At 58.8% G+C, this 11,583-nt stretch carries 9 protein-coding genes and 2 pseudogenes; 8 read left to right on the top strand and 3 right to left on the bottom strand.

Going from position 1 to position 11,583, the window contains the following annotated elements; all coding sequences use genetic code 11:
• Window positions 1–101: 101 nt before the first annotated feature.
• The gene (locus SJQ66_RS00055; RefSeq protein WP_320533723.1) at window positions 102–296 is read left to right on the top strand and encodes a hypothetical protein; all 195 of its coding nucleotides are present in this window, start codon (window positions 102–104) and stop codon (window positions 294–296) included.
• Window positions 218–433 (top strand): annotated as a pseudogene (locus tag SJQ66_RS00050) (transposase domain-containing protein); the annotation flags it as partial. The gene SJQ66_RS00055 and the pseudogene SJQ66_RS00050, both read left to right, overlap by 79 nt.
• Before the next feature lie 938 nt (window positions 434–1,371).
• Here the strand turns inward: SJQ66_RS00050 and SJQ66_RS00045 are convergent.
• The 3 genes and pseudogenes from SJQ66_RS00045 to SJQ66_RS00035 form a co-directional block, all read right to left on the bottom strand.
• Window positions 1,372–2,376, bottom strand: coding sequence for an IS110 family RNA-guided transposase (locus tag SJQ66_RS00045; protein ID WP_320533722.1), 1,005 nt, complete (start codon window positions 2,374–2,376; stop codon window positions 1,372–1,374).
• Window positions 2,377–2,559: 183 nt separating this feature from the next.
• A pseudogene (locus SJQ66_RS00040) lies at window positions 2,560–3,792 on the bottom strand (ISNCY family transposase); the annotation flags it as partial.
• Between the two features lie 29 nt (window positions 3,793–3,821).
• The gene (locus tag SJQ66_RS00035) at window positions 3,822–5,501 is read right to left on the bottom strand and encodes a site-specific integrase (protein WP_320533703.1); all 1,680 of its coding nucleotides are present in this window, start codon (window positions 5,499–5,501) and stop codon (window positions 3,822–3,824) included.
• A 225-nt stretch (window positions 5,502–5,726) separates the two neighbouring features.
• Between SJQ66_RS00035 and SJQ66_RS00030 the strand changes: the two genes are divergently transcribed.
• The 6 genes from SJQ66_RS00030 to SJQ66_RS00005 are packed head-to-tail and all read left to right on the top strand — an operon-like array spanning window position 5,727 to window position 11,501.
• Complete coding sequence (locus SJQ66_RS00030; RefSeq protein ID WP_320533704.1) at window positions 5,727–5,969, top strand: hypothetical protein; 243 nt, start codon at window positions 5,727–5,729, stop codon at window positions 5,967–5,969.
• Window positions 5,941–6,405 (top strand): hypothetical protein, encoded by a 465-nt coding sequence (locus SJQ66_RS00025; protein WP_320533721.1) that lies wholly within the window; start codon window positions 5,941–5,943, stop codon window positions 6,403–6,405. Before SJQ66_RS00030 ends, SJQ66_RS00025 begins: the two co-directional genes overlap by 29 nt.
• Complete coding sequence (locus tag SJQ66_RS00020) at window positions 6,395–6,838, top strand: hypothetical protein (RefSeq protein WP_320533720.1); 444 nt, start codon at window positions 6,395–6,397, stop codon at window positions 6,836–6,838. Before SJQ66_RS00025 ends, SJQ66_RS00020 begins: the two co-directional genes overlap by 11 nt.
• 17 nt (window positions 6,839–6,855) lie before the next feature.
• Entirely contained in the window at window positions 6,856–7,497 is a 642-nt protein-coding gene (locus SJQ66_RS00015) for a DUF6904 family protein (RefSeq protein WP_320533706.1), read from the top strand.
• A 13-nt stretch (window positions 7,498–7,510) separates the two neighbouring features.
• Window positions 7,511–10,597: a Tn3 family transposase gene (locus tag SJQ66_RS00010; protein ID WP_320533707.1), complete on the top strand. Its 3,087-nt coding sequence runs from the start codon at window positions 7,511–7,513 to the stop codon at window positions 10,595–10,597.
• Between the two features lie 58 nt (window positions 10,598–10,655).
• Window positions 10,656–11,501: a hypothetical protein gene (locus SJQ66_RS00005; RefSeq protein ID WP_320533719.1), complete on the top strand. Its 846-nt coding sequence runs from the start codon at window positions 10,656–10,658 to the stop codon at window positions 11,499–11,501.
• The last annotated feature ends 82 nt before the right edge of the window (window positions 11,502–11,583 follow it).

Here is an 11,583-nt window from a genome sequence, read left to right as displayed (position 1 = left end):
GCTACGGTAACTCTCGGTTCGCCGAGAACCATCGCTGAACAAATCGCGGCATCGAGCATCCATCCCGCGATCATCCTGATTACACCGGGGTCCGCCTCCACATGGACGACCTGACCTCCGCCGCGACGCTCGATGTCTTTAACCTTGACGCGACGCCCATACAGCGGATGCCAACGATAATGAATCTCGACTTCCTGCCCGATATGGGCAGAATGAACGGGAAATTGCGCTGGGCAGGAAGAATTGGCTGTTCGCGGGTTCATTGCGGGCAGGCAAACGCGCGGCGGCAATCATGAGTCTCGTTCAGTCGGCCAAGCTCAATGGCCATGATCCGTACGCCTATCTCAAAGACGTACTAAATCGATTGCCAACCCATCCGGCACGGCAGATCGATGATCTCTTGCCGCACAACTGGCAGCCCACGGCAACCTAACCCGTCATCCACCATCGTCAAGATGGGATCACCAGCCGCTTACGTAAGTATCAGCCAGAGCTAGAAAAGCATTTGCAAGAGCAAGAGCGCCGTGTGTCGACCAACAAAGCGCGGACAGAAAAAGGACGTTCATCTGTGAGTGCGAGTGGGCGTCGCTTTGAGCCTTATAGAAAAGAGAATAAGTGATTGAAATTCGGTGAATCTCTGGATGGCGACATAGTCGAAGAGAATAGCGAGCCTTGATAGTTCATTTTTCTTAACCTCGGGTGGTCACTGCAACAGTTTTGCAAACGCAAACGCAAGCACAGCACCAAGGAGCACAACCGGCGACACTCAGGACATTTCGAACGGCTGCGTTCGAGATACGCAAGCGTCTTTCGTGGGGCAATGTGTCACCAATGACCTCTCTCAATTATCAAGCGACGCTTGCCTCGATGCGTGCGGGGACGTTTTGTCGCTGTCCCTTAACATGTCAGATGGGTTGCTTGTCTCCGTTCCAGTTTCGGTAGTTCGCCGCTCGGTGGGTTTGATGGCGCAAGCCCTACGTGCCAATATGACCGGTGCCACCTCTTGCCAAGTCGTATGGAGAGTTCGACAGCGCGAATACGGTCTTCGTACGAATACATGAACTACCTCCAGGTAGTCCAAGAAATCCGCCGCACCCCCAAACCAGACATTACTTATATGGTCGCCTCCCATTTGCAAAGCGATTTCGTTCTAGGCGAGGAGGGTAGTTGCGGACTTATATCCGGACTCTAACAAGCATTTTGCTTGTGGCCCCGATGGCATGCGCCGCAAAGGTCCTAATCTAAATAACGAGCTCGAAGCTCATGTAATGTCCCAGGTTTGCCTTTGCGCGGTCCAACCTATCTTGCCATCGATCGATAACGCCTCTGCAACTATGTAGAAGGTACGAAGAAAAGAATTGTGCGATGCGGTCAAGCTGCGATTGGCTCGTAACGTCGGTCATGGGCCAATAGGGCCCAGATAATCCGAGCCGCTTTATTAGCAAGTGCGACAGCCACGACATTCGTAGGGCGTCGCGCCAGAAGCTTTTGGGTCTGATCTGGCAGACGCTTCGCACAGGCAATCACGGATCGAGCGCCGTGAATCAACAGCGTGCGGAGATAGACGTCCCCACGTTTGCTAATGCCCCCAAGCCGGATTTTACCTCCCGTTCCGGTTTGTCGCGGGACGAGTCCCAAATAGGCCGCGAACTCCCTACCGGAGCGGAAGGTTTTTGCATCGCCAATCACCGCCACGGCTGCCGTCGCTGTCAATAGCCCGACCCCAGGGATTTCGGAAATGCGGCGACACGCTTCGTCGTTGCGTCGCCATTCGGTGATTCGCATTTCGATGCGGGCAACCTGTTCGTCAAGTAATGCTAATCGCCCAAGTTGTTCCTCGACGCTATCGAGCAACATTCTGGGGACATCAGCTTCCATTTCCGGAAGTTGATCTCTGATTGCCTTGATCGATGCACTGCGACCTGCCGGAAATATAAATCCAAACTCGTAGAGCAATCCACGAAGCTGATTTATCTGCATGACACGAATTCGCACTATCTGCTGGCGAATCCGGTGCAGCGCCAGAATAGATTGCTGATCGGCAGATTTCACGGCTACAAAGCGCATTCCGGGTCGTTGTGCGGCCTCCCAGATCGCCTCTGCATCGGCGGCATCATTTTTATTCGATTTGACATATGGCCGGACGAATTGTGCGGCGATCAATCGGACGTCGTGTCCGAACGCTCGTAATTTGCGTGCCCAATAGTGACTGCTACCACACGCCTCCATGACGACGCGGCAAGGTGTGCGATTCGAGAAGAAAGTCAATATCTGCTGCCGCTTCAAGACCTTGCGCTGGATGACGCTCGGTGAGCCCTCCACGAAATGCAACTGGAACACCGTCTTCGCCAAATCGATTGCGATAATCTCGTTCATTTTGCATCTCCTAGTGAAAGGCTTCTTATGCGGGTCAGGTCATGCTAGCACTGTGGCGCTGTCGATTCGTTAGGTTGGCACCTGGGATTGGCGGGAGGCGGCCATTCCATCTAAAAAGTTTCTACACACGTGTCTAGGCTGAATTCAAATGTCGTACCTAGAAATTAATAGAAATGTCGGGCCTTAGTGCGGTTTTACCTTTCTATAGACTGCTTTTTTTCTGGGTTTTGCTGTCTGCTTTATCACAATCTGTTCAGGGCTTTGCCAGACTTTGGCAGTCTTCTCAATGGCTTCGTTGAGGTCCTCTTGCGTGATCGCACGCTGCTTTTTCAGGCCCGGTAGTGTACGTTTTGGATTGACCGCTTCGCCTCGATGCGTTCGCGACGGGGCGGTGCCGATGCGACGATTGTCGCGCTGTGCCTGCATCACTTGCGCAATGCGTAACGCGTGCCCCAGCCGCTTGTTGTCGATGATCGCCCCCTGATCGACGTTCGCGAGCCGATCGTAGCGTGTATAGGGCAGGGAGCATCCGGCCGCGCGGATCTCCACCTCGCCATCGGGAAACTCGAGCACATCGACGTAAGTGTGAATCAGCGAACGATTCAACGACGTATCATTCAACAGATACATCACGCGGTCGTACTGCACTGTGAGCGTATTGGTGACTTTACGCAGCACGCGCACTGTCAAGATTGAACGCAAGACCTCGTCATCGCGCATGGGACGATGAGCGTCATGCGGGCTTCTGGCCGGTTTGGCGAAACGCCGGTTGTAATCGGCAATGAAGGAGGGCGCATAAGCGTTGGCCGCTTCCTTCGTGCTGAGGCCCCGCAGGCGTAACTCCTTGACTAGCCGGTCCTGCAAGGTCAGATTGGCGCGCTCAACCCGGCCCTTGGCTTGGCTCGAATTGGCACACCAAGTGTCGATGTTGAGCTCGTAGCAGGCCCGACTGAACTGCGTAATGCCTTTGCCAAAGGTCTTTTCTGCATAGTTATTGGCGTTGACGCGAAACACTGAGTACTTGTCGCTATACAGGGCTTGAGGCTTACCGTGGGCCGTCAGATATTTCTGCAACGCCTCAAAATAGCTGAACGTCGATTCGGTCTCGGTAAAATGCAGCGTCATCAGCTTGCTCGTCGCGTCGTCGATAAACACCAGCAATGTGCAAGATGGCGCGCGATCCTCGAACCACAGATGGTCGCAGCCGTCGATCTGGATCAGCTCGCCCAAACACGCTCGGCGATTGCGCGGCTGATACACTTTCGGTGGGCGCTGTTTGCGCGGTATCCACAAGCCCGCCGCAGTCATTATCCGACGAACGGTCGCCACCGACAGGCCAAAGCCGTGCGCCTCGCGCAGCTTGGCTAAAAGTGCCCAACGCCCATAAATGGAAAATCCATCCGTAACCCTTGTCAGATGAGGCTTTGGGGAGGGCGGGCGAGTCGTTACGCGGGCGAGCGTCGCGTGAAGACATGCTCGATCTGTTGCGTGCGCCGCACCTCGTCGTCGTCGAGATAGACCGAGGTCGTGGAAATCGATGCGTGCCGCAGGTTATCGCGCACGGTCGTGAGCGTTGCCCCACCGGCCAGTGCGTGTGTCGCGTGCGAGTGTCTCATCCAGTGCGGCGTGGCCTGTCGCAGTTTGTCTGCGAGAGGTGGATGGTCGGCTTCGATGGCATCGGCCGCGTCGCTAAAGAACCGGCGCAGCATCTGCCTCAGGCGCGGCGTGGTGATGCCGCACGGCTCGCCGAGGTGACCCAGTATCGGCGTATCAGGTGCCCATCGGGACGGCGTGACGGGCAAACCGCGTTGTGCCAGATACTGGTCCAGCGCGAAGCTTGCGAGTGACGGCAGGACCACCTTGCCGGGTTTCGCTCCCTTACCCGTGAGGTGAAGCCAGCGCTCACCGCGTGCGCCATGCTCGATGCCGCCGAGTGTCACACCAACCAGTTCGGCGGCCCGCAGGCCGGTCGCGTAACCGAAGTCGAGCAGAAATCGCAGGCGCTGTGCAGCCGGCACTGCCCAGCCATACGACCACTCGAGCCCGTCGGCGATCGTGCGTACCAGCTCCCATTCGCCAGTCGTAAAGGCCCGGGATCTGTCCAGTTTGCCCTTGCGGCGCGCACCACGCACCTTGAGACCCGCGAACGGATTGGCCAGCACATAACGTTGCTCGATCAGCCAGCGGAACATGGCGCCGAGCACCGACAGCGCATAGGCGATGGAATCCGACGACAGTGCCCCCGTAAACGGCCGCCATTCGGGCGACGATCGTGGCCGCGCGGGTGCAACCCAGCGAGCGCGGGGCGCGGGGTGGCGCAGGAAGGCACGCCAGGCCGCCGCATCCTCGCTGGTCAGTGACGATAACGCCTTGCCGCGTTCGACAATGCCCCACAACAGCAGCCGTTCTGCCTCGCGGCGGTAGGCGCGCTGCGTGTCACGGGCTTCGTGCCGTTCGAGCCACGCGTTGATGGCCTGCCAGTCGTTATCGGCCTCGAGCGCGCACATGGATTTCGGCGCACGAAAAAGGCCGCGCGAACCATCGACTTCGCGTGGTACGAGGATGTTTTCCCACGGCACCACACCCTCGGGGGATGTAACGGCAACCAGTGCGCGCGCCCGCTCGGTGAGCGCGGGATGAGCCGCAAAGAATGCTTCGATACAGCGTGCGCTGCGCTCGCCGAGTCCGGCCACCGGAAGCCACCAGCGCCGCCGGCGGGGGATGCGTACGGTCAGATCGGCGAGCGTATGGATACCGTGCCGATGCAGGACTGCTACAACCCGTGCCGGTAGCCAGACGTCGACCTGGTCAGAGACCTGAGGTTGTGGGATCTGCAGCGATGGCAGTATATCAAGCGCCCGGCTGGCCGCCTTGCGATAAGACTCACGTTCATCCGCGGGACACTGGAAGAGTCTGGCCACATCCTCGCGATGCCGACTGAGGGCAAATTCGACGATCTGCCGGCGAATGCGGCCGATTACGCCGCGTGCTGACGTACCGTCCCCGAGCGCTTCAGGTTGATAGCGCTCGACAGCCTCACGCGAACCCATGCCAGCGTACCACGCGCGCAGCACGGATAACGACGGGGTATCGGGAAATGTGAAGGATGGGTCTATGTTCGGCATCTTTCGATTATAGATACGACAGCGCGATGGTGTGCCAGCCAGGTGAGACGCGTTTTGCAAAACGGAAGTTTTAGTATAAAACAGAAGTCTATCGCTAATAAGCCTTAGCGATAGACATTCGAGAGCGCTCACCTCCATGTGACCGACGGACCGATTCAGACGCTGTGCCGTCGGGTAAAATGTGCGCAGCGATTGCCTTCCATTGTCTTCAGCGAAAATCTCCTCATGACCAGCACATCGCGGTCCATCAGCATTGCGCACGACCACACTCCGTCAGCACTGTCAAAAGCCCGGAAGACATTCAACTCACTGATCGGGCAGATAGGCAAACGACGCAAGCGCCTGCGCGACTGGGAAACGGTGACGCCAGTCTTCCAGAAGCAATATGTCGATGAAATTCTGCCCCTCGATAAAACGTCGGCACAGTTGCAGGCACCGGATGGCGCGCCGTCTCGACCAGGCCCATGACCAGTTGACCCAGGCTGAACGCCGCAAGGTGGCGCTCGTGATTGTCGATCTGGCGGGCGAGCTGATAGGCGGCGAAGACGACGAAGGGCAGATGAAGATCATCCACGACAGATACAGTCCAGAGAGCTACGACAGTCAGGTGGCCGCTGAGGTCGACGGGATGAAGAGCATGATCGAGACGATGTTCGGCGTTGACCTGGGAGACGATGAAGACCTGAATTCCCCGGAAGATCTGCTGCAGCGTGCGCAGGTCCATCTCCAGCAGGCCCAGGCGCAATGGGAAAGCGAGAATGTGCAACGCGATACCCGGCGTGCGAAACGGAAAAAATCATCCAGACAGCAGGCCGCCGAGGCGCGGGCACAGGAGCAGCAGGCGCAGGTCAACCTGTCCCTGCGCGAGGTTTTACCGCAAACTGGCCAGCGCGTTGCATCCTGATCGTGAAACCGACCCTCAGGAGCGGGAGCGCAAGACCTGTCTGATGCAGCGTGTGAACGAGGTCTACCAGAAAAACAATCTGCTGCAGTTACTGGAACTGCAGCTTGAACTCGAGCACATTGACCAGCACGCGCTCAACGGCCTGAGTGAGGAGCGGCTGAAGCACTACAACACGATCCTGCGGGGTCAGGTGCGCGAACTCGATCAGGAAATCCTTCACGTCGAATCGGCCTTCCGGGATGCGTATGGGATGGATCCGTTCGGCCCGATATCACCCGATACGGTCCTGCGTGATCTTGCCAGCGAGATCGGGGAATTCCAGAACAACATCTGGACTCTCGAGCAGGACCTTGCAGCGTTCGAAGATGTCAGGAACCTGAAACGCTGCAAGCTCGTACGCGCCAGGCCAGAGTTCGAATTTGCACCGTTTTGATGTGGAAGGAGACGCCTGTGCTTGACTATCAGTTGCTGAAAAATCATGCCGGCATTTTGCTCGTCGGCGACTACCATTCGCTCATCGAGCTGCACGAGGTCGTCCATGACGTCAATGAACGCTCTCCCTTGATCCCGCAGGAAGAAGGGCCATTTCTAGGCCTCGCGTATGATGTGCGCAAGGTTTATGAGCAGCAGCGGGAAATCCTGCAACCGCCCGAAGGCTACGAGGAAATGGGCGTGCGCTACGGTGTGGAGATTCTCTGGCCCGTTCTCCTCGTGCAGCATCGGATGCTTCGGGTCTCACTCGGATACCTTGACCATTCCAGGCGGCATCAGGCCATCACCTACTCGCTGGAAGCGGTCATCGAGGCGGCATTGCGGGAAGACTTTGGTGCGCAGGGGCAAGCGATGGTCGATCACTGGCTACGAATCGATCCCACTGCGGACATCTTCGAAAAACTCGACAGCCGGGGCGCCATGTTCTGTTCCTGGTCGAAGGCCGAGCGGGCGGGTCGCCTGGCTTCGCTGCTGCTGAGCTTCGACTTTATGTACGACCGTTATTCCACGCCTGCGAACGGACGGCACACCCCGGAATCGATATCACCTCGCGAACTAAAGCGATGGGAAGGCGTTGAATGGCCTGACCCGAACTGGTAACCAGAAACCGCCCATGCATGCACCGGAGCGCTCGCACCGTCTGTCGATCCTCACCCGGCAGGAGATCGACGATCTCTATGGCGTGCCGCGCTTTACCGGCGAGGAGCGTCAGACGTATTTTGAACTCGACGAACCGGAGTCGCGTGCGGTCCACTCCCGCACGACACCTGTTGCCGTTCACCTGACGCTGCAGCTTGGGTACTTCCGGGCGAAGCGGCAGTTCTTCGATTACAGCCTGGAGGCGGTGCGGGAGGATCTGGACTATGTCGTGCGGCGGCACTTTCCCGAGGTAGATCCGGCTACTATCAGTCTGCCGTCCCGTCCCACACGGCGAGCCCTGAGGGACACCATTCTCGATCTGTCCGGATATCGCCTGTGCGACAGCGTAGCGCGCGAGGACCTTGAACGTCGCGCACAGCGTATCGCCATGCGCTCGACGCAACCTGTCTACCTCCTGCGCGAGATGTTGCAGTACCTGAGCCAGCAACACATCGTCGCCCCGGCCTACGCCATCCTGCAGGACATGACCGGTCGGGTCGTGACCAGCGAGCGCCAGCGCATCACTGCACTGCTGGATGAGGCGCTCACGCCAGACATCGCACACCAGATTGACGCGCTGCTGCAGGCCGACGAATCCGCCTACCGGATCACGCTTCTGAAGCGCGAACCGCGGGATTTCAGCTGGCGTGAACTGCGCGAGGAAGTGGCCCGCCGACAGTCCTTCGCCTGCCTGCACGAATTTGCCCGAAGCTTTCTCGAGCTCGCCGGCATCTCAACCGAGAGTGGCCGGTATTACGCGTCGCTCGTCCGGTACTACACCGTCTACAAGCTCGGACGCATGCCGGCGCGGGTCGCGAGACTTTATCTGCTGTGCTTTGCGTTTCACCGGTTCCGGCAGATCAACGACAACCTGATCGATGCATTCATCCATCTTGTTCGCCAGTACGAGAAGTGGGCTCGCGCTGCAGCCCAGGAGGCCATGCTCAAGGCGCAGTCTGATGCGGGTTCGCGCCTTCAGGCCGCGGGCAAGGTGCTGGGCCTGTTCGTCGACGAGACGATTGCGGATAGCACGCCGTTCTCGAAAGTTCGAAAGCAGGCCTTTGCGCTACTCGAGCGCGAGCAGTTCGAGCCGGTGTCGGGCTATCTGCGCAACGTCGCCTTTGATCGCGCCGGCTTCGAGTGGGCGCACTACGCAACGCTGTCAGCGAAAATCAAGCGCAACCTGCGGCACCTGTTCTGTGAACTTGAGTTCTCCGGTCGCATCGAGGATGCGCCGCTCCTAGAGGCCATCGCATTCCTGCATGATCTGCTGCGCAATGGCCGCTCGCTGCGGCAGGTGAAACCGGCCACGTTTCCCGTGGCGCTGATCCCGAAGAACCTGCAGCGTTATCTTTATACATCGGAGCCGGGCCGGAAGAAACAGCTCGATGTCGACCGTTATGAATTCCTCGTCTATCGGCTCCTGCGCAATGCGCTTGAAGCGGGTGACGTGTACGGCGAGGACAGCACGGAGTATCGCCGGTTCGAGGACGATCTGATCAGCGATGTCCGTTGGGAACAGAAGGACGCGCTGCTCAGGGACATCGGCGCGCCGGTTCTGCTCGCGCCCATCGAACAGACCCTGACGATGTTCCACGATGCAATCGACGCCAGCTTCAAACGCGTCAACGAGCGTATCGACAGCGGCGAGAACACGCACATCAACATCGGCCAGCGCAAGGGCGTGCGCCGGTGGACGCTGCTCTACCCTGAAATCGACGAAACGGTCAACGGATCGTTTTACGGCCAGTTGCCAGGCGTGAGCATCGCCAATCTGTTGTGGTTCGTCGCGGGCCGTACGGATTTCCTGAAGGCATTCACTCATGTGCTCGAACGTAACGCACGCCAGGATGCCGATCCACGTGAAATACTCGCCTGCGTGGTCGCCATGGGCACGAACATGGGGCTGCGCCGGATGGCCGAAGTCTCGGGCCTGAGCTACGCGAGCCTGCTCACCGCCGCCAGGAACTACCTGCGCCCGGAAACCCTGCATGGGGCCAACGATGCGATCAGCAACGCCACGGCCAGCCTGCCGGCGTTCCGGCTGTTCGACATCCGCGACGAGATTCATTCGAGCAGCGATGGACAGCGTTTCGAAACGCAGATCGACACGTTCAACGCCCGATACTCGCCAAAGTACTTCGGTCTGGACAAGGGCGTGAGCGCCAGCACGCTGGTCGCCAATCATGTACCGGCCAATGCGACCATCATCGGCACACACGAGCACGAATCCCATTACGTATTCGACCTGCTCTACAACAACACGTCCGACATCCAGCCCGATCGCCACTCGACCGACACGCATGGCACGAATCAGGTCAATTTCTTCACGCTGTTCACGTTCGGCTACCAGTTCGCGCCGCGCTATCGCAATCTGCACAAAAAGATCGATCGCCTGGTCGCCCGTCACCCGCCGGGTCATTACAATGAAGACTGGCTGATCCGGCCGTCGCGCAGGTCCGACGACGAACTGATTATCCGCGAGTGGCCCAACATCCAGCGCATCATGGCCTCGCTCGCGCAGAAGAATGTGACGCAGGCAACCATCGTACGCAAGCTCAGCAATTATGCCCGCCAGAACCAGACAAAGAAGGCGCTGTGGGAACTCGACAATCTGTGCCGCACGCTCTACATTCTGGAATTCATCGATGATGTCGGGTTGCGCCAGAGTGTGCAGAAAGCCCTGAACCGCGGCGAAGCCTATCACCGCCTGCGCCGTGCGATTGCCTTCGTCAACGCTGGCAGGTTTCGCGTGCAGACAGAGGCTGAACAGCAGATCTGGAATGAATGCTCGCGGTTGATTGCCAATGCGATCATTCACTACAACACGGCATTGCTTTCGCGGGTGTACGAGCAGAAGCGCGCCGCGAGCGACGATGCCGCAATGGCGCTGATCGCCAGCATGTCGCCCGTCGCCTGGCAGCACATCAACCTGTTCGGGGCATTCGAGTTCACGCCGGGCGGTGCCAACGTCGACATCGATGCGCTGGCCGCGTTCTATGCCGATCCAGCGTGGTGGAGCAGGATTGCCCGGCCGGGGCAGACACGGCCGGACGTATAGCTGCCATGCGCAGCATTCGCCCCACGGGAAGTCCGGCGGACCGATCACGGAGAATCGCATGGGTGAGGCAAAACGCCGGGCAAACGAGGCTGCTGCATCGATTACACCGCAACAGCGGGAGCTCGCTGAGCGCATCGACGCGCAGATGCAACGTTTCCAGGCCGCAGGGCTGGACGAAGCGGAGATCATGGCGGCAATGGTCGACCATATGCCTGACTTCCATCGCCTGATGACGGAGCTGGAAAACGCCGCCATCAATCTTCTGGCGCGTGAGTTTGCCGGCTTCTATCGCTATGCGAAAATCGTTGAAACGGTTGCCTCAGGTATTGCAACGGGGCAGATTCAGGTGCCCGGCAAGGAGCGAAGATTTGCCGACGAGCACCGGATCGCCGCCGCGATCGACCAGCGCGTGCGTCAACTTGAAGCAAACGGCATCCGCGGCGCAGCCCTGCTTGCGCATATGGCTGCCTATACGCCCGAGCTGCAACGGCTCTGGAACACCACCTCCAACGAACTGCTCGTGTCGCTGTGCCAGACGTACCCAGGCCTGTACCGCTATGGCGAGCTCTTCGAGCAGGCATGGCTCAAGGATGCCGGCAGGACAAAGTCCGGACAGGAGCTGCCTGATTCCATCAAGCCCACCGTCCTGCGCCTTCTCTCGGACGGCGCGACGCTCGAGCGCGAGTTCCAGACGATTCTCGATGCCCGTCCGCAGCGCGATCTCTGGGTGAAGGCCGAACTGCTGGAGCACACCTGGCAGCAGTGGACCACCTTGCTTGCGCAATTGCCTGCCCTGTTGCTGCAGGCCGATGTCCCGGAAGTCTCCCGGGAAACGATGCGCGCCATCTTTGAGCCCATGGCGCTGCGGATCGAAAACCTTCGCACCCAGGTTCAGCGCCCGTAAACCCGATACGTCCTCCCGAAAGCCTTGTCTGGCAGGAGGTACAGGGGGATTTTCCATTTATGGGCGTTGGGCACTTTTAGCC

Source organism: Robbsia andropogonis (genome assembly GCF_034047095.1).
Classification (GTDB): Bacteria; Pseudomonadota; Gammaproteobacteria; order Burkholderiales; family Burkholderiaceae; genus Robbsia; species Robbsia andropogonis.
Note: the sequence above shows the minus strand (reverse complement) of the source record. Positions and strands in the feature narration are given on the sequence as shown.